General features: G+C 76.5%; 2 protein-coding genes. Both read right to left on the bottom strand.

The annotated features are described in order from the left end of the window. Positions 1–125: 125 nt before the first annotated feature. The gene (locus AMIR_RS13485) at positions 126–2,921 is read right to left on the bottom strand and encodes a helix-turn-helix transcriptional regulator (protein WP_015801520.1); all 2,796 of its coding nucleotides are present in this window, start codon (positions 2,919–2,921) and stop codon (positions 126–128) included. 377 nt (positions 2,922–3,298) lie between these two features. Beyond that, positions 3,299–24,631 carry a type I polyketide synthase gene (locus AMIR_RS13480; RefSeq protein ID WP_015801519.1) on the bottom strand — a complete coding sequence of 7,111 codons (21,333 nt, stop codon included), beginning with the start codon at positions 24,629–24,631 and terminating at the stop codon, positions 3,299–3,301. Positions 24,632–24,665: the final 34 nt, after the last annotated feature.

Genomic DNA, 24,665 nt, shown 5'->3' with positions numbered 1-24,665 from the left:
ATGGACTTAGCGGCCCGGTTGGGTGGGTCTAGGAGGGTGGGTCTAGGCCCACCCCTTCGGGTGAAATCGAGGGATGACACCGTCGGGTGAGCCTGTGGTTCGGGTGGTCGTGAGGGCGGACCACTTCACGCGCGGTGTGACGCGCCTGGTCTGGCCGCGCCCACCGCCGTCTCGGCGCCCCAGGCGGAGAGCGCTTCCAGCGGCAGGCCGGTGGGCAGGTCGGCGCGGCGGCGGACCTTCAGCTTGCGGTAGACCCTGGTCAGGTGCTGCTCGACGGTGCTGATGGTGATGTAGAGCTTGCGGCCGATCTCGCGGTTGGTGTGGCCCATGGCCGCCAGCGCGGCGACCCTGCGCTCGGCGGTGCTGAGGGTGGCGAGGTCGTCGGGTTCGGCCGCGGGAGCGGTCTCGGCGGTGGTCTCGGTCTCGGGGGTGGTGGGCGTGCCGTCCAGGACCAGTCCTGCGGGCAGGGCTGCGCGGCACAGGGCGCCCGCGCCGCAGGCCTCCGCGGTGCGGACGGCGCGCTTGGCGACGACCTCGGCGGCGCCGAACTCGCCCAGGGCGTGGTGGGTCGAGCCCAGGGCGGCCAGGGCGAGGGAGAGCTCCACCTGGTCGCCGCAGCCCTGCAGCAGGGCTACGGACTCGCGCAGCATGGGCAGTCTCTGCTTGAGCTCCGCCGAGCGGGACAGGGCGCGCAGCGAGGCGCCGCGCACCCTCGGCAGGTCGGCGGTGGGGCGGTCGAGCTGGGCGAGGACCAGCTCGGCGGCGCGGTCTCCCCGGCCCAGGGCGAACTGGGCGAGGACGACGTCCGAGCGCCACGGCAGCAGCGCGGGCAGGTCCAGGTCCCAGTGCACGGCCAGCTCGCCGCACTCCTCGAAGTCGGCGAGCGCGGCGTGCGGGCGACCGGCGGCCAGGTGGGCGTGGCCCCTGGCGCGCAGGTACACCGCCCAGTGCCAGGTGTCGCGCACGGTCACCGGGACGCTGCGCTTGAGCTGGGACTCGGCCTCGTCGTGCTTGCCCGCCGTGGAGGTGGCGAGCACGAGCGCGGCGAGCGGGGAGGCGATGGCCTGGCCCCAGTTGCGCGGGGACAGGGTGGCCAGGGCGAGGCGGGCCTGGCGCTCGGCGCCCGCCAGGTCGCCCTCCAGCAGGGCGATGTGGGCGCGGGCGTCGGCGAGGGTGGCCTTCCAGGTGGTGTTCTGGCCGGTGCCCAGCTCCTCGCGCAGCGCGTCGTGCCAGTGCTTCGCGCGGGCGAGGGCCCCGCACGCGGCGAGCGTCATGAGGGCGTGCACGACCAGTTCCGGGGCGCTGTCGGGCATCCACCGGTTGCGCAGGACCCACTCGGCGGCGGCCAGGAGGTCCTCCTGGTGGTCGCGGGCGAGCGCGGAGCGGCGGTCCCCGGTGGCGGGGCGGGCGGCGGCGGCCACGGTCGGGTGCTGCCAGCGGACCCAGTCGCGCAGCACGCGGTGCTCGGCCAGGACGGGGCTGCCGGGCCTGGCGGCGGCCTCCTCCATGCGGCGCAGGGTGGTCCCGGCCTCGGCGCGGCGGCCGTGCCAGAGCTGGTAGCGCAGCAGGGCGCCGGTGTCGCGCGGGTCGAGGTGGCCGCGCTCGGCGGCCTCGGCGAGCGCGGGCAGGTGCCTGGCGACCACGGACGGCGTTGTTCGCCACTGGACGGCGGCGAGCGCGGCGAGCAGGGCGGCCTGGCCCGGCTCGTCGTCGGCGGGGCAGGCGGCGCGGGCCAGCTTGAGGCAGTCGGCGGCGTGGTCGAGCCGCTGCTCGACCAGGGCGCTGTCGGCGGCGTCGCGGAGCACGGACACCGACCAGGGGGCGGTGGCCGCGCCCGCGGCGACCAGGTGGGTGGCGATGTCGCCGCTGGGCAGGCCCTCCACGTAGAGCAGCTCGGCGGCGCGCTGGTGCAGCTCGGTCAGCTCGTCGGCGCCGATGTCGCCGAGGACGGCGGCGCGCACGGCGGGGTGCCGGAAGCGGCCGTCGTCGAGCAGGCCCGAGCTGTTGAGGGAGGTGACGGCCTCGGTGGCGGCGGTGGTGAGCTCGGGGAAGCGGCAGAGCAGCTCGGGGGTGGCGTTCTCGCCGAGGACGGCGACGGCGCGCACGACCTCCAGCAGCTCGGGGTCCCAGCGGTGCAGGCAGGCCAGGACGGCCCTGCGGAACGCCTCGCCGATGACGACGGCGTCGTCGGCGGTGTGCTCGGCCCCGCCGAGGGAGGCCGCGCGGTGGTCCTGGAGCAGCGCCTTGACCAGCAGCGGGTTCCCGCCGCTGACGGCGTGCACGGTGAGGGCGGAGGCGGTGGCGGCGGTGGCCGGGTCCAGCTCCCTGGTGATGACCTGGGCGACGCCGCGCGGGGACAGCGGGGACAGGCGCATCCCGGTGAAGCGGGACATGCGGGTGAGCTCGGCGCGGAACAGGGCGTTGACGCGGCGCGAGTGGTCGGACTCGGTGAGCACGACGATCATTCGCGCGGTGTCGATCCGGCGCAGCAGGTACAGCAGCGCCTGGAGGCTGAGCAGGTCGGCGTGCTCGACGTCGTCCACGGTGATGGCGACGGGGCGGCGGCGGGCGATCTCCAGGAGTTGTTCGCACGCCTCGCGGATCGCCTGCGGGGAGTCCTGCGCGGACGGGCCGTCGGGCTGGTCGAGGTCGAGCCGCAGGGAGCGCTCGGACTGGCCGTCGGGCAGGCCCGCGGCGAGCTGGGCGAGCACGCCGCCGCGCAGGGTGCGCTCGGCGCGCGAGCAGGTGGCGCTCAGCAGCAGCGGGTCGTCGGGGGCGCGGTCGGCGAACGCCCGGAGCAGGGTGGTCTTGCCGCTGGCGCCGGGGCCGCTGATGTGCACGACCTGCCCCCGGCCGCGAGCGCTCTCGGCTAACAGCGCGAGGGCTCGATCCAGCAGGTGCTCGCTCTCAACGAGGCTCATGGTGGTCCCCCAAGATCAGCAGTCCGCACGTGCGACCGAGGCAACGCTGCGCAATCGAATCGCCACTCATTGCAACCAGATCGAGCTATACGACTGTACAATACGTTCGTATATACACCAGAGGAAAGTGATATGAAAAACCGTCACGTTGTCCGGCTTGGGCATTTACCGACGGGTAACTACTACTGCGTTCGTGCTAATTAGCGTCTCTTTCAGGCAAGATTTCGTCCTGGTGAAACGCGCTCGCAACGCAGTACGACCTGGGCGGACATCTTCTTGCGCTCGAACGAGCGAACGCCGCCACGGCAACCCGAAGTGACGGGAATGACGTGACGGCGTTCACAGTGCTCGGTCATAACTCGGTCATGCGCGTGGGATCAATCGGTCGCTTCCAGCTCCTCGTCCAGGATGTCGAACAGCTCGTCGGCGGTCACCGCGTCCAGCACGTCGGCCGCCTCGGCCACCGCCCCACCTGCGCCAGACCAGCGCGCCACCAGCGCGCGCAGCCTGCTCTCCACCCGGACGCGCTCCTCCTCGTCCGGCGCGGCGGTCTCCAAGGCGGTCTCCAACCGGGCGAGCTCGGCCTCCAAGGAGGGCGCGGACTCCTCCGCACCGCCCAGTTCGGACAGCAGCAGCTCGGCCACGGCGGCGGGCGTCGGGTGGTCGTAGACCAGCGTCGCGGACAACCGGACCCCAACCACTTCGGCCACCCGGTTGCGCAGCTCGACCGCGGCGAGCGAGTCGAAGCCCAGTTCCAGGAATCCCTTGCCCGCGTCGACCGCGTGCGCCCCGTCGTGCCCGAGGACGCCCGCCACCAGCCCGCGCACCAGCTCCACGAGGTGGTCGCGCCGCCTGGCCGGGGGCAGCGCGGCGACCTGCTCGGCCACCGACGGCCCCGAGGTGGGCGCGCCGGTCCCGGCGACCCGCCTGACCGCCCCGCGCACCAGCGCCCGGAACACCGGGGGCACCGCGCCGGACGCCTGCCGCACGGCCGCCAGGTCCAGCCTGGCCGCCACGAGGTCGGCCCGGTCCGAGGCCACCGCCGCGTCGAGCAGCGCCAGCCCCTCGGCGGGCCGCAGGCCCAGCACCCCGGAGGACGCCATGCGCCTGAGGTCCCGCTCCCCCAGCTCCCCGGTCATCGCGCTGCCCACCCCGGTCCACAGGCCCCACGCCACCGAGGTGGCGGGCAGGCCCAGGGAGCGGCGGTGCGCGGCGAGCGCGTCGAGGAAGCCGTTGGCCGCGGCGTAGGCGGACTGGCCCGCGCCGCCGACGACCGAGACCAGCGAGGAGAACAGCACGAACGCGGTCAGGTCGTGGCCCCGCGTCAGCTCGTGCAGGCGCCAGGCGGCCTCGGCCTTGGGCCGCCAGACCGCCGCCACCTGCTCGGGGGTGAGCCCGGACAGCAGCGCGTCGTCGACGACGCCCGCCGAGTGCACGACCGCCGAGAGCTCCCGGCCCTCCAGCAGGGCGGCGACGGCGTCGCGGTCGGCGACGTCGCACGCGGCGACCTCGACCGAGGCGCCGAGGCCGGTCAGCTCCGCGACCAGCTCGGCCGCGCCGGGCGCGTCCTGGCCGCGACGGCTGGTGAGCAGCAGCTCGGTGACGCCGCGCGCGGTGACCAGGTGCCGGGCGACGGTCGCGCCGACGCCGCTCAGGCCGCCGGTGACCAGCACCGGGCCCGTGCCGAAGTCGGGCGCCGTCGCGGGCAGCCCGGCCCGGACCAGCCTGGGCACGAACGCCCGGCCGCCGCGCACCGCGAGCTGCGGCTCCCCGGCGGTCAGGGCGGCGGGCAGGGCCAGGTCGGAGGCGGGGTCGCCGTCCACGTCGACCACGCCCACCAGGTCCGGGTGCTCGACCTGGGCGGAGCGCAGCAGCCCCCACAGGGCGGCGTGCGCCAGGCCCGGCGAGTCCTCGCCGTCCACCGACACCGCGCCGGTGGTGACGACCACGAGCCGCTTGCCCGCGAACCGCTCGTCCTCGGCCCAGCGCCGCAGCACCGGCAGCAGCCCCTCGACCGCCGCCCGTCCGGCCGCGGCCGGGTCGTCGCCGGTGGTGCGCAGGGGCACCAGGACCGAGTCCGGTCCCTGCGGGCCCGCCGCCGCCACCGCGTCCAGGTCCGGGTAGGCGACCTCGGCCGGGAAGCGGCCCGGCGCGCCGAGCACGGCGAGCCTGGCCGGGGTGTCGGCCGCGCCGAGCACCGGGGTCCAGTCGAGCCGGAACAGCGCGTCGCCGACCGAGGGGCCCTCGGCGGCGGGCAGCGGGCGCACCGCCAGCGAGCCCACCTCGGCGACCGGCGCGCCGTCCGGGTCGGCCAGTGCGACCGAGTAGGCGGTGGGGCCGGTGCGGGTCAGGCGGACCCGCAGCGCGGACGCCCCGGTGGCCCGCAGCACCACGTCCTTCCAGGCGAACGGCACGGTCAGCTCGCCGGGCCCGTCCTCCAGCAGCTCGGCGGTGTGCAGGGTGGCGTCCAGCAGGGCCGGGTGCAGGCCGTAGCCGGAGGCGTCGACCTCCTCGGGCAGGGCGACCTCGGCGAACACCTCCTCGCCGCGCCGCCAGGCCGCGCGCAGGCCCTGGAACGCCGGGCCGTAGCCGTAGCCGCGCGCGGCCAGCTCCGCGTAGTGCCCGGTGAGGTCCAGCTCGGTGGCGTCCGGGGGCGCCCACCGGCCGGGCTCGCCGGTCAGGTCGGCGTCGGTGGTGGCGATCGTGGTGTCCGGGACGAGCGAGCCGGTGGCGTGCCTGGTCCACTGCGCGCCCTCGGCGTCGGGCCGGGAGTGCGCGGTGACCGTGCGGCGGCCGGACTCGTCCGGGCCGCCCACGGCGACCTGGAGCACGACGCCGCCGCGCTCGGGGAGCACGAGCGGGGACTGGAGGGTCAGCTCCTCGACCCGGCCGCAGCCGACCTGGTCGCCCGCCTGGACGGCCAGCTCCACGAACGCCGTGCCGGGCAGCAGGACCTCGCCCGAGACGGTGTGGTCGGCCAGCCACGCGTGGGTGCGGGGGGAGAGCCTGCCGGTGAGCAGGACCCCGTCGCCCTCGGCGGTGGTGATCACCTCGCCCGCCAGCGGGTGGCCTGCGCCCGAGCCGACGCCGCCGACGGTGGCGTCGAGCCAGTAGCGGCGGCGCTGGAACGGGTAGGTGGGCAGGTCGACCGGTCGGGCTCCGGAGCCGGCGAACAGCGCGGCCCAGTCCGGGTTGGCGCCCCGGACGAACAGCGCGCCCACGGCGGCGGCGAGCGCGGTGGTCTCCGGGTGGTCGGCGCGCTGGGTGGCGGTCAGCAGCGCGGCGGCCTCGTCGAGCAGGCAGTCGCGGCCGAGCGCGGTGAGCACCGCGTCCGGGCCGACCTCCAGGAACGTGGTGGCGCCCCTGGACTCCAGCTCCCGCACGGCGTCGTGGAAGCGCACCGCGCCGCGCACGTGCCGCACCCAGTACTCGGGGTCGGTCAGCTCGCCCGGTTCGGCGAGGCGGCCGGTGAGGGTGGAGACGACGGGGGTGGTCGGCTCGGCGTAGGCGATGGTCGTGGCGACCTCGCGGAACGCGCCCAGCACCTCGTCGGTGTGCGGGGAGTGGAAGGCGTGGGACACCGCGAGCGCGCGGGTCTTGAGGCCCTCGGCCTTCCAGGTCGCCACGAGGTCGGCCAGCGCGTCGGCGTCGCCGGAGACGACGGTCGAGGCGGGGCCGTTCACGGCGGCGACGTCGACCCGGCCCGCAAGGCCCACGAGGTCGGCGCGGACGCGCTCCTCGGTGGCCAGGACCGAGACCATGCCGCCGTCGGGGCGCATGGACTGCATGAGCCTGCCGCGCGCGGCGACCAGCCTGGCCGCGTCGGCCAGGGAGAACACCCCGGCGACGTGGGCGGCGGCCAGCTCGCCGATCGAGTGGCCCGCGAGGAGGTCCGCGCGCACGCCCCAGGACTGGAGCAGGCGGTGGAGGGCGACCTCGAAGGCGAACAGGGCGGGCTGGCTGTAGCGGGTCTGCTGCACCAGGTCCGGGTCGTCGCCGTCCAGGACCTGCGCGAGCGGGGTGTCCAGCTCGGCGTCGAGCAGCGCGCACGCCTCGTCGAACGCCTCGGCGAACACCGGCCAGGCGGCGCGCAGCTCGCGCCCCATGCCCGCGCGCTGGGCGCCCTGACCGGTGAACAGCAGGGCGAGCGCCCCGGTGGAGCGGGCGCCGCGCACAACGCCCGGACCGGAACCGGTGGTGGCCAGGGCTTCCAGGGACTTGAGCACCTCGGCGGGGTCGCCGGGGACGATCGCCGCGCGGTGCTCCAGGGCCGCGCGGGTGGTGGCGGTGGCGTGGGCCAGGTCGGTCCGGTCGACGCCGTCGGCGAGCAGCGCGAGCAGGTTCTCCGCCTGGGCGCGCAGGGCGCCCTCGTCGGCGGCGGCCAGCACGATCGGGGCGGGCGTCGCCCTGGTGGGCGCGTCCTGGCCGGAAGGGGTCGATGCCGGTGCGGTCGGGGCCTGCTCGACGATGACGTGCGCGTTGGTGCCGCTGATGCCGAAGGAGGAGACGCCCGCGCGGCGCGGGTGGTCGGTCTCCGGCCACGGCCGGGACTCGGTCAGCAGCTCGACCGCGCCCCCGCTCCAGTCGACCCGGTCGGTGCGCTGGTCGGCGTGCAGCGTGCGGGGCAGCACGCCCGCCCGGATCGCCATGATCATCTTGATGACGCCCGCGACGCCCGCCGCCGCCTGGGTGTGGCCGATGTTGGACTTGATCGAGCCCAGCCACAGCGGCTCGGCGCGGTCCTGGCCGTAGGTGGCGATGACGGCCTGGGCCTCGATCGGGTCGCCGAGCACCGTGCCGGTGCCGTGCGCCTCGACGGCGTCCACCTCGGACGGTCGCAGGCCCGCGACGGACAGCGCGGACCGCATGACCCGCTGCTGCGACGGCCCGTTGGGGGCGGTGAGGCCGTTGGACGCGCCGTCCTGGTTGACCGCGCTGCCGCGCAGCACCGCCAGCACCTCGTGCCCGTTGGCCCGCGCGTCGGAGAGCCGCTCCAGGACCAGCATCCCGACGCCCTCGGACATCGCGGTGCCGTCCGCGTCGGCGGAGAACGACTTCGCCCGCCCGCCCGGCGCCAGGCCGCGCTGGAGGCTGAAGTCGACGAACGTGTCCGGCGTGGCCATGACGCTCACGCCGCCCGCCAGCGCCAGCGAGCACTCCCCCGCCCTGAGCGCCTGCGCGGCCAGGTGGAGGGAGACCAGCGAGGAGGAGCACGCGGTGTCGACCGAGACGGCCGGGCCTTCCAGGCCCAGCACGTAGGACACCCGGCCGGACGCGACGCTGCCCAGGCTGCCGTTGCCGACGTAGCCCGCCAGGTCCTCGGGCACCGACCGCAGGCGGGTCGCGTAGTCGTTGTACATCACGCCCGCGAACACGCCGGTGGCGCTGCCGCGCAGCGACACCGGGTCGATCCCGGCCCGCTCCAGGGCCTCCCACGCGGTCTCCAGCAGCAGGCGCTGCTGCGGGTCGGTGGCGAGGGCCTCGCGCGGGCTGATGCCGAAGAACCCGGCGTCGAAGTCGGCCGCGTCGTGCAGGAAGCCGCCCTCCAGGGAGCAGGACTTGCCGACCTTGCCGGGCTCCGGGTCGAACAGGGCGTCCAGGTCCCAGCCCCGGTCGGTCGGGAACGCGCTGATGGCGTCGACGCCGCCGTCGAGCAGCCGCCACAGGTCCTCGGGCGTGGTGACGTCGCCGGGGAAGCGGCAGCCGATGCCGACGACCGCGATCGGGTCGTCGTCCACCGCGCGGGTGGGCGCGACCGGCAGGTCGGCGGCGGGCTCGGCGTCGCCGACCAGCTCGGTCTCCAGCAGGGCCGCCAGCAGCTCCGGGTTCGGGTGGTCGAACACCAGGGTCGCGGGCAGCCTCAGGCCGGTGGCCGCGACCAGGCGGTTGCGCAGCTCGACCGCGGCGAGCGAGTCGAAGCCCAGGTCGCGGAACGCGCGGCGCGGGTCGACGGACGCCGCGCCGTCGTGGCCGAGGACGGCCGCGACGTGCGAGCGCACCAGGTCCAGCACCACGCGGGTCCGGTCGGCCGGGGGCAGCGCGCGGAGCCTGCGGGTCAGCGCGGAGCCGCCGTCCTCCTCGCCCGTGACGCCGGAGCGGCGGACCTGCTTGCGCACCAGGGACTTCAGCAGCGCGGGCAGCGCGTCGCGCTCGCGCAGCGCGGCCAGGTCGAGGCGCATCGGCACCAGCAGCGGCTCGGCCGAGGCGAGGCTCGCGTCGAACAGCGCGAGGCCCTCCTCGGTGCTCAGGCCGGTGACGCCGGAGCGGCCCATGCGGGCCAGGTCCACGTCGGACAGGTGGTCGGTCATGCCGCTGCGCTGGGACCAGAAGCCCCAGGCGAGCGAGACGCCCGGCAGCCCCGCGGCGCGGCGGGCCTGCGCGAGGCCGTCGACGTAGGTGTTGGCGGCGGCGTAGTTGCCCTGGGCGGCGCCGTCGTAGACGCCCGCCGCCGAGGAGAACAGCACGAACGCCCGCAGGTCGCCGGTCAGCTCGTGCAGGTGCCGCGCGCCCTCGGCCTTGGGGTTCCAGGCGGCGTCGAGCCGCTCGGGGGTCAGGCCGGTGACGAGGCCGTCGTCGAGCACGGCGGCGGTGTGCACGACGGCGGTGAGGCCGTCGACGCCCGCCAGGAGTTCGGCGACCGAGTCGCGGTCGGCGACGTCGCAGGCGACGACGCGGGCGGTGGCGCCCAAGTCGGCCAGCTCCGCCACCAGCTCGGTCGCGCCGGGGGCGTCGGGGCCGCGGCGGCTGGTGAGCACCAGCTGCCGCACGCCCCGCTCCACCAGGTGCCTGGCCAGCACCGCGCCGAGGCCGCCGGTGCCGCCGGTGACCAGGACGGTGTCCTCGGCGGTCCAGGCGAACGCGGGGCCCTCGGGGGTGGCGCGGACCAGGCGCGGGGCGAGCAGGTCGTCGCCGCGCACCGCGACCTCCGGCTCACCGGAGCCCAGCGCGGCGAGCAGCCCGTCCCAGTGCACCGGCCAGCCGTCGGTGTCCACCAGCGCGAACCGGTCGGGGTTCTCGGCGGCGGCGGCCCGGATCAGGCCGTGCACGGCGGTGACGGCCGGGTCGACCGGCACGTCGCCGACCGCCGCGCCGCCCCTGGTGAGCACCACGAGCCTCGACGAGGCGAACCGGTCGTCGGCCAGCCACTCCTGCGCGGTGGCCAGGGCCAGGTCGACAGCGGAGCGGGAGGTGTCGGCCGAGCCGATCGGCAGCACGACCCACTCCGGGACGTCCGCGCCGATCGAGGCCAGGTCGGGGACCTTGGGCACGTACTTGCCGAGCGCGTCGCCGAGCACGAGCAGCTTGCCGGTGGTCGGCGCGGCCTCGACCTTGGTCCAGTCGATTCGGAACAGCGCGTCCGGCACACCGGCCGAGGGCACGACGACCTCGCGGGAGAGCAGGTCGGCGACCTGGGCGACGGGGGCGCCCGCCTGGTCGGCGACCCGGATGGCCAGGCCGTCGCCGCCGGTCGGGGTGAGCCGCACCCGCAGGGCGCGGGCGCCCTCGGCGAACAGCGACACACCCGTCCAGGAGAACGGCAGCTGCGGCGACTTGTCCTCACCGGACTCCACGACCAGCACCGGGTGCAGTGCGGCGTCGAGCAGCGCGGGGTGCAGGCCGTAGCCCGCCGGGTCCACGTCCTCGGGCAGCTCGACCTCGGCGAACACCTCGTCGCCGAGGCGCCAGGCGGCGCGCAGCCCCTGGAACGCGGGGCCGTAGCCGTAGCCCTGGGCGTCGAGCGCCGGGTAGGCGCCCGCCAGGTCCACCGGCTGCGCGCCGGGCGGCGGCCAGGCCACCAGGTCGAAGTCCGGGGTGGTCTCGGAGCGGATCAGGCGGCCGGTGGCGTGCCGGGTCCACGGGGCCTCGGAGCCCTCGGCGCGGGAGTGCACGGTCAGCTCCCGGCCGCCGTCCCGGTCGGGGTCGCCGATGCGGAGCTGGACGTGCACGCCGCCGCGCTCGGGCAGCGCCAGCGGGGCCTCCAGGGTCAGCTCGTCCACGCGGTCGCAGCCGACCTGGTCGCCCGCCCGGATCGCGAGTTCCACGAACGCGGTGCCGGGCAGCAGGGTGGTGCCCGCGAAGGCGTGGTGCGCCAGCCACGGGTGGGTGTCGGCGGCGAGGCGGCCGGTGAGCAGGACCTCGTCCGCGCCCGCCACGGCGATGGTCGCGCCGAGCAGCGGGTGCGCGGTCGCGGCCAGGCCCGCCGAGGTGACGTCGCCGGTCGCCGAGGTGGCGTCGAGCCAGTAGCGGCGGTGCTGGAAGGCGTAGGTGGGCAGGGCGATCCGCCTCGGGGTCGCCCCGGCCGCCGTCGCGCGGTCCGCGAGCAGGCCGGTCCAGTCCACGTCGACGCCGCGCGTCCACGCCTGGGCCAGGGACAGCAGCACCCGGCGGGGGCCGCCGTCGTCGCGGCGCAGCGAGCCGATCGCGGCGACCTCGCGGCCGTCCTCCTCCGCGGTCTCCAGGACCGCCGAGGTCAGCACCGCGTGCGGGCTGCACTCGACGAACACGGCGTGCCCGCCGGCGAGCAGGGTGCGGGTGGCGCCGACGAAGTCGACCGTCTCGCGCAGGTTCGTGTACCAGTAGCCGGCGTCGAGCGTCGTGGTGTCGGTGAACTCGGCGGTGACGGTGGAGCAGAACGGGGTGGTGGAGGTGCGCGGGGACAGGTCCGCGAGCACGTCGAGCAGGCGCTCGCGGATCGACTCCACGTGCGCGGAGTGCGAGGCGTAGTCCACCGGGACCCGCTTGGCCCGCGCGCCCTCGGCGCGCAGCTCGGCCTGGAGCGCGTCCAGCCCGGCCGGGTCGCCGGAGACCACGACGGAGCGGGCGCCGTTGACCACCGCGATCGACAGGCCCTCGGCCAGCCGGGGGCGGACCTCGTCCACGGGCAGCTGCACGGACAGCATCCCGCCCTTGCCCGCCAGGTCCTCGGCGATGGCGAGGCTGCGCAGCGCCACGATCGCCGCACCGTCACGGGTGGACAGCGCGCCGGACGCGACGGCGGCGGCGATCTCGCCCTGCGAGTGGCCGACGACCGCGTCGGGGCGCACGCCGTTCGCGCGCCACAGCTCGGCCAGCGACACCATCATCGCCCACAGCACCGGCTGCACGACGTCGACCCGCTCCAGCGAGGGGGCGTCCTCGTCGCCGCGCGCCACCGCGATCAGGTCCCAGTCCACGAACTCGGACAGGGCCTGCGCGCACTCGGCCATGCGGGCGGCGAAGACCGGGGAGGCGTCGAGCAGCTCGGCGGCCATGCCGACCCACTGCGAGCCCTGGCCGGGGAAGACGAAGACGACCCTCGGGTCGGACAGGACCTCACCGTCCACGACGGACGCGGCGGCCTCGCCGGAGGCCAGCGCGGACAGGCCCGCGGTGAGCCGCTCCAGGTCCTCGCCGACCACGACGGCGCGCTGCTCCAGCGCGGCGCGGGTGGTGACCAGGGAGTGCGCGACGTCGAGCGGCGCGAGGTCGGGGTGGGCGGCCAGGTGGGCGGCGAGCAGCCCGGCCTGGGCGCGCACCGCGTCCGCGCCGCGACCGGAGACCGGCAGGGGCAGCAGCGCCCCGGTGGGCACGGCGGCGTCGGGCTCGATCGCCTCGGGCGCAACGGCTTCCGGCGCGGGGACGGCCCTGGTGGCGGGCTCGGGGGCCTGCTCCAGGACGATGTGCGCGTTGGTGCCGCTGATGCCGAACGAGGAGACGCCCGCGCGGCGCGGGCGGCCGGTCTCCGGCCACGGGCGCGCCTCGGTGAGCAGCTCGACCGCGCCCTCGGACCAGTCGACCTGGTCGGTGCGCTCGGAGACGTGCAGGGTGGCCGGGACCTGCCCCTCCCGCATCGCCATGACCATCTTGATGACGCCCGCGACGCCTGCCGCCGCCTGGGTGTGGCCGAAGTTGGACTTGATGGAGCCCAGCAGCAGCGGGATCTCCCGGTCCTGGCCGTAGGTGGCCAGCAGCGCCTGCGCCTCGATCGGGTCGCCGAGCGGGGTGCCGGTGCCGTGCGCCTCGACGGCGTCGACCTCGGTGTGCGACAGGCCCGCGTTGGCCAGCGCCGCGCGGATGACGCGCTGCTGCGACGGGCCGTTCGGCGCGGTGAGGCCGTTGGACGCGCCGTCCTGGTTGACCGCGCTGCCGCGCAGCACCGCGAGCACCTCGTGGCCGTTGCGGCGCGCGTCGGAGAGCCGCTCCAGCAGGACCAGGCCGACGCCCTCGCCCCAGCCGGTGCCGTCGGCGTCCGAGGAGAACGACTTGGACCGGCCGTTGCGGGCCAGGCCGCGCTGGAGGCTGAAGTCCACGAAGGTGTCCGGCGCGGACATCACCGTGACGCCGCCGGCGAGGGCGAGCGAGCACTCCCCCGCCCGGAGCGCCTGCGCGGCCAGGTGGATGGTGACCAGCGACGAGGAGCACGCGGTGTCCACGGAGACCGCCGGGCCCTCGAGGCCGAGCACGTAGGACACCCGGCCGGACAGGACGCTGGCGATGCTGCCGTTGCCCAGGTAGCCGGCCAGGTCCTCCGGGACCTCCTTCAGCCTGCTGCCGTAGTCGTGGTACATCACGCCGGCGAACACGCCGGTCGGGGTGCCCTTGAGCGAGGTCGGGTCGATGCCCGCCCGCTCGATGACCTCCCACGCGGTCTCCAGCAGGAGCCGCTGCTGCGGGTCCATGGCCAGGGCCTCGCGCGGGGAGATGCCGAAGAACCCGGCGTCGAAGCCCAGGGCGTCGTTCAGGAACCCGCCCTCGCGCACGTAGGTGCGGCCGGGCTTGCCCGGTTCGGGGTCGTAGATGCCGTCGGTGTCCCAGCCCCGGTCGACGGGGAACCCGCCGATCGCGTCGACGCCGTCCGCGACGAGCTTCCACAGCTCCTCGGGGGTGGTGACGTCGCCGGGGTAGCGGCAGCCCATGGCGACGATGGCGATCGGGTCGCCGTCGTCCGCGCGGGTGGCCGCCACCGGGGTGGGCGCGCTGGGCGCGGCCCCGCCGAGGGACTCGGACAGGTGCGCGACCAGGGCGACCGGGGTCGGGTGGTCGAACACCAGGGTGGCGGGCAGCCGCAGGCCGGTGGCGGTGGTGAGCCGGTTGCGCAGCTCGACCGCCGCGAGCGAGTCGAAGCCCAGCTCGCCGAACGCGCGGCGCGGCTCGATCTCGGCGCCGCTGCCGTGGCCGAGGACGGCCGCGACGTGCGAGCGGACCAGGTCGAGCAGGACGCGGCCCCGGTCCTCGGCGGACAGGCCGAGCAGCTCGTCGCGCGGGGTCCGGTCGGCGCCCGCGGCGGTCGCGGCGCGGCGGGTGGGGCGGACCAGGCCGTGGAACAGCCGGGGCAGCTCCTCGCCCCTGGTGCGCAGGGCCGCCAGGTCCAGGCGCACCGGGACCAGCAGCGGGGCGTCGAGCGCGAGGGCGGCGTCGAACAGGGCCAGGCCCTCGGCGGCGGGCAGGCCGCGCACGCCCGAGCGGGCCATGCGGGCCAGGTCGCCCTCGGTGAGGTGGCCGGTCATGCCGCTGCGGTGCTCCCACAGGCCCCAGGCGATCGAGGTGCCGGGCAGACCGGTGGCGCGGCGCTGCTCGACCAGCGCGTCGAGGTAGGTGTTGGCGGCGGCGTAGTTGCCCTGGCCGGTGCCGTCGACCACGCCCGCGGCCGAGGAGAAGACGACGAACGCCCTGAGGTCCGAGGTGAGCTCGTGCAGGTTGCGCGCGCCCTCGGCCTTGGGCAGCCAGACGGCGTCGACCTGCTCGGGGGTCATGGCCGAGACGAGGCCGTCGGCGAGCGCGCCCGCCGTGTGCACGACGGCGGTGAGGCCGTCGACGTCGGCGAGGAGTTCGGCGACCGAGTCGCGGTCGGCGACGTCGCAGGCGACGACGCGGGCGGTGGCGCCCAGGTCGGCCAGCCGCGCCACCAGCTCGGTCGCGCCGGGGGCGTCCGGGCCGCGTCGGCTGGTGAGCACCAGCTGCCGCACGCCCTGCCCGGCCAGGTGGCCCGCGAGCAGCGCGCCGAGGCCGCCGGTGCCGCCGGTGATCAGGACGGTGTCCTCGGCGGTCCAGGCGAACGGGGCCCGAGGGCGGTCGGTGGCGCGGGCCAAGCGCGGCACGAGGAGCGCGTCGCCCCGGACCGCGACCTCGGGCTCGCCGAGGCCGAGCGGGGTGGTGACGGCGCCCGCCAGGTTCTCGGGGCTGTCCGAAAGAGCGACGTCCAGGTCGAGCAGGGCGAACCGGTCGGGGTTCTCCGCCTGCGCGGCCCGGACCAGGCCCCACACCGGGGCGACGACCGGGTCGACGGCGTGGCCCGCCGCGGGCACGCCGCCGGTGGTGACCAGGGCGAGGCGGGCGGCGGCGAACCGCTCGTCCGCGATCCACTCGCGCAGCACCGAGAGCACGTCGTCGACGGTGGAGCGGGCGGCCTGGCCGGAGACCGGCAGCACCACCCAGTCCGGGACCTGCTCCAGCGCGGACAGGTCGGGGCCGTCCAGCACGACGACCTGGCCGGTGACCGGGCCCGCGGCCGGGACCGGGGTCCAGTCCACGCGGTAGAGCGAGTCCTGGCCGGAGCCGCCGGTCAGCGCCTCGGCCGGGATGGGCCGGGTGACCAGCGCGTCGACCGTGGCGACCGGCGCGCCGGTCGGGTCGGCCAGCAGCAGCGACACCGCGCCGCCGCCCTCGGGGGTGAGCCGCACGCGCAGCCCGGTCGCGCCGGAGGCGTGCAGGGTGACGCCGGTCCAGGCGAACGGCAGGTCGATCAGGCCGTCCTCGGCCCCGCCCTCGCGGGCGCCGGTGGCGTGCAGCGCGGCGTCGAGCAGCGCCGGGTGCAGGCCGAAGCCCGCCGCGTCGGCGTGCTCGGGCAGCGCGACCTCGGCGAACACCACGTCGCCCTGCCGCCAGGCGGCGCGGACGGCGCGGAACACCGGGCCGTAGGCGTAGCCGCCCGCCGCCAGCTCCGCGTAGAGGGCGTCGACGTCGAGCTTCGCCGCGCCGGGCGGCGGCCACGCGGTCAGCCGCTCGGGGCTGGTGCGCGGGGCGTGGTCCAGGAAGCCGGAGGCGTGCCGGGTCCACGAGGAGTCGGCGTCCTCGGGCCGGGAGTGCACGCTCACCGCGCGCCTGCCGGTCGCGTCGGGCGCGCCGACCGCGACCTGCAGGACGGTGCCGCCGCGCGCGGGCAGCACCAGCGGGGCCTCCAGGGTCAGCTCGTCCACCCGGTCGCAGCCGACCTGGTCACCGGCTCGGACCGCGAGCTCCACGAACGCGGTGCCGGGCAGCAGGACGACGCCGGAGGCGGCGTGGTCGGCCAGCCACGGGTGGGTGTCGAGCGCGAGGCGGCCGGTGAGCAGGACGCCGTCGTTCCCGGCGGTGGTGGTGGTCGCGCCCAGCAGCGGGTGGCCGGTGGCGCCCAGGCCCGCCGACGAGACGTCGCCGGGGCCGTCGGTGGCGTCGAGCCAGAAGCGGCGGTGCTGGAAGGCGTAGGTGGGCAGGGCGACCCGGCGCGGGGCGGCGGGGCCGGTGAGCAGGGTGGTCCAGTCCACGTCGACGCCGCGCGTCCACGCCTGGGCCAGGGACAGCAGCAGCCTGCGGGGGCCGCCGTCCTCGCGGCGCAGGGTCGGGACGGTGACGACCTCGCGGTCGTCCTCGTCGGCGGTCTCCTGCACGGCCGAGGGCAGCACGGGGTGCGGGCTGCACTCGACGAACACGGTGTGGCCGGAGCCGAGGAGGGCGCGGGTGGCGCCGACGAAGTCGACCTTCTCGCGCAGGTTGGAGTACCAGTAGTCGGCGTCGAGCGTGGCCCCGTCGAGGAAGCCGCCGGTGACGGTGGAGCAGAACGGGGTGGTGGCGGCGCGCGGGGCGACGTCCGCGATCACGGCCAGCAGCCGCTCGCGGATCACCTCCACGTGCGGGGAGTGCGAGGCGTAGTCGATCTTGACCGGGCGGGCGCGCACGCCCTCGGCGGTCAGCTCGGCCTGGAGCGCGGCCAGGTTCTCCGGGTCGCCGGAGACCACGACCGAGCGGGCGCCGTTGAGCGCGCCGATGGTCAGTCCCCCGCGCAGGCGCGGCAGGACCTCGTCCAGGGGCAGCTGGATGGACAGCATCCCGCTCCTGCCGGACAGCTCCTCGCCGATCAGCACGCTGCGCAGCGCGACGATCGCGGCGCCGTCCTGCAGGGACAGCGCGCCGGAGACGACGGCGGCGGCGATCTCGCCCTGGGAGTGGCCGACGACCGCGTCGGGGCGCACGCCGTGGTGCTTCCACAGCTCCGCCAGCGACACGGTGATCGCCCACAGCACCGGCTGGAGCACGTCCACCCGGTTCAGCGGCGGCGTGCCGGGGGCGTCGCGCACGACGTCGACCAGGTTCCAGTCCACGTGCGGGGACAGGGCGGCGGCGCACTCGCGCATCCGCTCGGCGAACACCGGGGACGAGTCGAGCAGCTCCACGGCCATGCCCGCCCACTGCGAGCCCTGGCCGGGGAAGACGAACACGACCCTCGGGTCGGACAGCGCCTCGCCGTCCACGACGGACGCGGCGGCCTCGCCGGAGGCCAGCGCGGACAGGCCCGCGCCCAGCTGGCCTGCGTCCTCGCCGACCACGACGGCGCGGCGCTCCAGGGCGGCGCGGGTGGTGGCCAGCGACCAGCCGACGTCGCGCGGGGACGCCGAGCCGACGTGCTCGCGCAGCCGGGCGGCCTGCTCGCGCAGGGCGTCCCCGGTGCGGGCGGACAGCACCCAGGGCACCAGGCCGGACGGCCGCTGCTCCACGGGCTGCGACTCGGCGGACTGCGGCTCGACCGGCTCGACGGGTGCGACGGGTTCGGCGGCGGGGGCCTGCTCCAGCACGACGTGCGCGTTGGTGCCGCTGATGCCGAACGACGAGACGCCCGCGCGGCGCGGACGCCCGGTCTCCGGCCACGGCCGGGCCTGCGTGAGCAGCTCGACCGCGCCCTCGGACCAGTCGACCTGCGGGGTGCGCTCCCCCACGTGCAGGGTGCGCGGCAGCACGCCCTCGCGCATCGCCATGACCATCTTGATCACGCCCGCGACACCGGCGGCGGCCTGGGTGTGGCCGACGTTCGACTTGATCGAGCCCAGCCACAGCGGCTCGGTGCGGTCCTGACCGTAGGTGGCCAGCAGCGCCTGCGCCTCGATCGGGTCGCCCAGGCGGGTGCCGGTGCCGTGCGCCTCGACGGCGTCGACCTCGGTGTGCGACAGGCCCGCCATGGACAGCGCGGCCCGGATGACCCGCTGCTGCGACGGCCCGTTGGGGGCGGTCAGGCCGTTGGACGCGCCGTCCTGGTTGATCGCGGAGCCCTTGACCACGGCCAGGACCTCGTGCCCGTTGCGGCGGGCGTCGGACAGCCGCTCCAGCACCAGCACGCCCACGCCCTCGCCCCAGGCGGTGCCGTCGGCGTCGGCGGAGAACGACTTGGACCGGCCGTCGGCGGCGAGGCCGCGCTGGAGGCTGAAGTCCAGGAACGTGTCGGGCGTGGCCATGACGGTGACGCCACCGGCCAGGGCGAGCGAGCACTCGCCGCCGCGCAGGGCCTGCGCGGCGAGGTGGATGGACACCAGCGACGAGGAGCAGGCGGTGTCGACCGAGACCGCCGGGCCCTCGAGGCCGAGCACGTAGGACACCCGGCCGGAGGCGACGCTGGCGAGCGAGCCGTTGCCCAGGTAACCGGCCAGGTCCTCCGGGATGTCCTTCAGCCGCAGGGCGTAGTCGTGGTACATGATGCCCGCGAACACGCCGGTCGGGCTGCCCTTGAGCGAGGTCGGGTCGATGCCCGCGCGCTCCAGGGCCTCCCAGGCGGTCTCCAGCAGCAGGCGCTGCTGCGGGTCCATCGCGGTGGCCTCGCGCGGGCTGATGCCGAAGAACTCGGCGTCGAAGTCCAGCGCGTCGTCCAGGAAGCCGCCCTCGACCGAGTAGGTGCGGCCGGGCTTGCCGGGCTCGGGGTCGTAGAGCGAGTCGACGTCCCAGCCCCGGTCGTCGGGGAAGCGGGAGATGCCGTCGACGCCGTCGGCGACGAGCCGCCACAGCTCCTCGGGCGTGGTGACGCCGCCGGGGAAGCGGCAGCTCATGCCGACGACGGCGATGGGCTCGTCGTCCACCGCCGTCGCGGTGGCGCGCTGGACGGGAGCGGCGGCGGCGCGGTCGCCGAGCGCCTTGTCCTTCAGGTGCCCGACCAGGGCGAGCGGGGTCGGGTAGTCGAACACCAGGGTCGCGGGCAGCCGCAGGCCGGTGGCGGTGGTGAGGCGGTTGCGCAGCTCCACGGCCGCCAGCGAGTCGAAGCCGATCTCGCTGAACGCGCGCTTGGGCTCGATGGCGTCGCCGCCGCCGTGACCGAGGACGGCCGCGACGTGCGCGCGCACCAGGTCGAGCAGGACGCGGTCGCGGTCGGCCTCGGGCAGCTCGGCCAGCCGGGCGCCGAGGCTGTCGCCGCCGGACTGGGCCGCTCCCCCGGCGGCGCGGCGCGCGGCGGTGGGGGCCAGGACGCGCAGCAGGGCGGGGACGCCGTCGGGGCGGGCGCGCAGCGCGGTCGGGTCGAGGCGGACCGGGGCGAGCACCGGCTCGGTGGTGGTGAGCGCGGCGTCGAGCAGCGCCAGGTTCTCCTCGGGGGTCAGGCCCGGCATCCCGGAGGCCTCGATGCGGTGCAGGGCGGTGGTGTCGAGCACCGAGCCCATGCCGCTCTCCCCCAGCCACAGGCCCCAGGTGAGGGCGGTGGCGGGCAGGCCCTCGGCGCGGCGGCGCTCGGCGAGCGCGTTGAGGAACAGGTTCGCGGCGGCGTAGTTGCCCTGGCCGGGGTTGTCGAGCAGCGCGGCCAGCGAGGAGTACAGGACGAACGCGGTCAGGTCGCGGCCCCTGGTGAGCTCGTGCAGGTGCCAGGCGGCGTCGGCCTTGGGGCGCAGCACCTCGTCCACGCGCTCGGCGGTGAGGGCGCCGACCGTGCCGTCCGCGACGACACCGGCGGTGTGCACGACGGCGGTCAGGTCGGTGATGCCTGCCAGGAGGTCGGCGACGGCGGCGCGGTCGGCCACGTCGCAGGCCACCACGCGGGCGGTCGCGCCGAGGTCGGCCAGCTCGGCGACCAGGTCGGCCGCGCCGGGCGCGTCCGGGCCGCGTCGGCTGGTGAGCACCAGCCGGCGGGCGCCCCTGGTGGCCAGGTGCTTGGCGACCAGCGCGCCGAGGCCGCCGGTCCCGCCGGTGACCAGGGTGGTGCCCTCGCCCGCCCACGGGTCGGCGGCGGGCTCCTCGACGGGGACGCGCGCCAGGCGCGGCACGGACACCTTGCCGTCGCGCACGGACAGCTCCGGCTCGCCGGTGGCGACGGCCGGGAGCAGCTGCGCGGCGGACTCGGGGGCGTCGTCCAGGTCGACCAGGGTGAAGCGGTCCGGGTTCTCCGCCTGCGCGGCGCGCACCAGGCCCCACACCGGGGTGTGCGCGAGGTCGGCGTCGCGGACGCCCCTGGTGACCACGACCAGGCGGGACGGGCCGAAGCGCTCGTCGGCGAGCCACTGGCGGACCACGGTGAGCACCGAGTCCAGCGCGGCGCGGACGTCGACCAGCACGTCACCGGTGCTCACCGGCACGTGGTAGACCACGGTCTCGGGCACGGTCGCGCCCGAGGTGAGGGCGGCGCCCAGCGCGGCGAGGTCGGCGTGACCCGCGCCGAGCACGGCGGCCGGGCGGACCTGGCCGGCCGGGACGGGCCGCGAGACCCACTCCTGGCGCAGCAGCGACTCGTGGTGCTCGCGGCGGGCGGCGGCGAGCTGCTCGGCGGTGACCGCGCGGGAGACGAACGAGCCGACCGCGGCCACGGGCGCGCCCGCCGGGTCGGTGATGGTCAGCGACACCGCGTCGGACCCGGCGGGGCTGATGCGCACGCGCACCGCCGACGCGCCGGTGGCGTGCAGCACGACGTCGTTCCAGGCGAACGGGACGCGCACCTCGCCGGGGTCGCCGGGGGCGGTTCCCGCGACGTCCACGGCGTGCAGGGCGGCGTCGAGCAGGGCGGGGTGCAGGCCGAAGGAGGCGGCGGACGCGGCGACCGACTCGGGCAGCGCCACCTCGGCGTACACCTCGGCGGAGGGGCCGGTCCCGCGCCGCCACGCCTTGCGCAGGCCCTGGAAGACCGGGCCGTAGCCGTAGCCCAGGGCGGCGAGGTCGGCGTACGCGGTGGAGGCGTCGACCGGTTCGGCGTCGCGCGGCGGCCAGGTCTCCAGGCGCTCGCCCGGTTCCGGGGCCTGCGCGGACAGCACGCCGCCCGCGTGGCGGGTCCAGCCCGCGTCCTCGGGGGCGTGCTCGGGCCGCGAGTGCACGGCCACGGTGCGCCTTCCGCCGTCGTCGGGGGCGTCCACGACGACCTGCAGCACGACGCCGCCGCGCTCGGGCAGCACCAGCGGGGCTTCCAGGGTCAGCTCTTCGAGCACGGCGCAGCCGACCTCGTCGCCCGCGCGCACGGCCAGCTCCACGAACGCGGTGCCGGGCAGCAGGACCGAGCCGGAGATGACGTGGTCGGCCAGCCACGGGTGGGTGCGCGGGGAGACGCGGCCGGTGAGCACGACCCGGTCGCCGCCCGCGAGGCCGACGACGGCGCCGACGAGCGGGTGGTCGGCGGCGAGCTGGCCCAGCTCGACCGCGCCGCCTGCGGAGCTGCCGCCGGTGAGCCAGTAGCGCTCGCGCTGGAAGGCGTAGCGGGGCAGGTCGACGCGCGCGCCGGAGCCCTGGGGCAGCAGCTCGGCCCAGCGCACGGACTGGCCCCTGGTGTGCGCCAGGGCGACGGCGGCGCGGACCTCGGCGACCTCGTCGCGGTCGCGGCGCAGCAGGGCGGCGAAGGCGAAGTCGGTGTCGGTGTCGGTGTCGATCTCGGCCACGCAGTCCTGCGCCATGGCGGTGAGGACGGCGTCGGGGCCGAGTTCGAGGAAGGTGGCGACGCCGCGCGCGGCGAGCTCGGCGACCACGTCGCGGAACCGGACGGCCTGCCGGACGTGGTCGACCCAGTACTCCGGGGACCGCAGCTGCTCGGCGGTGGCCAGCTCGCCGGTGACGTCGGAGACCACCGGGATGGTGGGCGCGGAGTAGGTCATGACCTCGGCGACGCGGCGGAAGTCGGCGAGCGCCGGTTCCATCAGCGGCGAGTGGAAGGCGTGCGAGACGGTGAGCCGCTTGGTCTTCACGCCCCGGTCGGCCAGGACCCCCGCCACCTCCAGGACGGCGGTCTCCACGCCGGAGATCACGGTGGCGGCGGGCCCGTTGACGGCGGCCACGCGCACCTCGGCCTCGCGGCCCTCCAGCAGCGGCAGCACCTCGGACTCGGGGGCGCGCACCGACACCATCGCGCCGCCCTCGGGCAGCGCCTGCATGAGCCTGCCGCGCGCGCCGACGAGCAGCGCGGCGTCCTCCAGGGACAGCACGCCCGCGACGTGCGCGGCGGTGATGCCGCCCAGCGAGTGGCCCGCGACGTAGTCGGGGCGCAGGCCCCAGGACTCGACCAGCCGGTAGAGGGCGGTCTCCAGGGCGAACAGGGCGCTCTGCGCGTAGGCGGTGCGGTCGAGCAGCGCGGCGGCCTCGGTGCCGGGCTCGGCGAACATCACCTCGCCGAGGGGGCGGTCGAGCTGGAGGTCGAGCCAGCCGCAGGCCGCGTCCAGGGCCTTGGCGAACGCCGGGTGGGCGCGGTACAGCTCGCGGCCCGCCGACAGGCGCTGGCTGCCCTGGCCGGTGAACAGGAACGCGGTCGGGCCCGCCGTGGCGGCGCCGCGCACCAGGCCGGGGGCGTCCTGCCCGGCGGCGAGGGCGGCCAGGCCGCGCAGGGCGTCGGCGCGGTCGGTGGCGTGCAGGACCGCGCGGTGCTCCAGGGCGGCGCGGCGCAGGGCCAGCTCGTGGGCGGTGTCGACCAGGTCGGGGGTGGCGGCGGCGTCACCGGCGAGGAACTCGGCGAGCCGGGTGGCCTGGCCGCGCAGCGCGGCCTCGCCCCGGCCGGAGAGCAGCAGCGGCACCGGGACGGGCGCGGCGGCCTTGGCCTTCTGGGACTTCCGGGTGGCCTTGGCCGCCTTGACCGGCTTGGCGGGGGCGACCGGCGGGGCGGCCGGGGGCTCCTCGATCACGACGTGCGCGTTGGTGCCGCTGACGCCGAACGAGGAGATGCCCGCGCGGCGCGGCCGGTCGGGCGAGTCCCACGGGCGCTGCTCGGTCAGCAGCTCGATGTCGCCCGCCGACCAGTCCACGTGCGGGCTCGGGGCGTCCACGTGCAGGGTGCGCGGCAGGACCCGCTCGCGCATCGCGTACACGACCTTGATCAGGCCCGCGACGCCCGCGGCGGCCTGGCTGTGGCCGATGTTGGACTTGATCGAGCCCAGCCACAGCGGGGTCTCGCGGTCCTGGCCGTAGGTGGCGAGCAGCGCCTGCGCCTCGATCGGGTCGCCCAGGCGCGTGCCGGTGCCGTGCGCCTCGACGGTGTCGACGTCCGAAGTGGACAGACCGGCGTCCGCGAGGGCCTGGAGGATGACGCGCTGCTGCGCGGGACCGCTGGGCGCGGTCAGGCCGTTGGAGGCGCCGTCCTGGTTCACGGCGGTGCCCTTGATCACGCCGAGCACGCGGTGGCCCGCGCGCAGCGCGTCGGACAGCCGCTCCAGCACGACCACGCCGACGCCCTCGGCCCAGCCGGTGCCGTCGGCGGCGGCGGCGAAGGGCTTGCACACGCCGTCGGGCGCGAGGCCGCGCTGGGTGCTGAACGCGGTGAACGCGCCGGGGTGCACCATGACCGCGACGCCGCCGGCGAGCGCGGCGGTGCAGTCGCCGTCGCGCAGCGCCCGCACCGCGAGGTGCAGCGCCACGAGCGAGCCGGAGCAGGCGGTGTCGATCGAGACGGTGGGCCCTTCCAGGCCCAGCGAGTAGGCCAGGCGCCCGGAGACGACGCTGGGCGCGTTGCCGGTGAGCAGGTAGCCGTCCAGGCCCTCGGGGGCCTGGTGCAGGCGCGGCCCGTACTCCTGGGGCTCGACGCCGATGTAGACGCCGGTGCGGCTGCCGCGCAGGGACAGCGGGTCGACGCCCGCGTGCTCCAGGGCCTCCCAGGCGGTCTCCAGGACCAGGCGCTGCTGCGGGTCCATGGCCAGGGCCTCGCGCGGGCTGATGCCGAAGAACGCGGCGTCGAACTCGGCGGCCTCGGTGAGGAAGCCGCCCTTGCGCACGTAGGACTTGCCGGGCTTGCCGGGCTCGGGGTCGAACAGCGCGTCCAGGTCCCAGCCCCGGTCCTCGGGGAAGTCGGAGATGACGTGCCTGCCGCCCGCGACGACGTCCCACAGCTTCTCGGGGGTGTCGCTGCCGCCGGGGTAGCGGCAGCCGATGCCGACGACCGCGATGGGCTCGTCGTCCCGCTCGCGCCGCGCGACCGGCTCCCGCACGACGGGCACGGCGCGCTCGCCCAGCGCCAGGCGGCGCGCGAGGCGGGCCACGGCGAGCGGGGTGGGGTGGTCGAAGACCAGGGTGACCGGCAGTTCGAGACCGGTGGCGGCGGACAGCCTGCGGTGCAGGTCCACGGCGGCCAGCGAGTCGAAGCCCAGCTCCTTGAAGGGGCGCTCGGGGGCGACCCGGTCGGGGGCGTCGGGCAGGGCGGCCTTCAGCACCGCGACGACCTGCTCGTGCACGACGCCGAGCAGGACGCGCTCCTGCTCCGCTGGTGGCAGCCCGGCCAACCGCGCCAGGGGCGCTGCGGTGGTGGCGGGCTCGGCGTTCTCGGGCTGGCTCATCCGTGCTCCACTGGTCCGGCGTTCGGTCCTGGGT

The organism is Actinosynnema mirum DSM 43827, from assembly GCF_000023245.1.
Lineage (GTDB): Bacteria > Actinomycetota > Actinomycetes > Mycobacteriales > Pseudonocardiaceae > Actinosynnema > Actinosynnema mirum.
The sequence above is the reverse complement of the archived record's forward strand: the minus strand, read 5'-3'. Positions and strand labels throughout refer to the sequence as shown.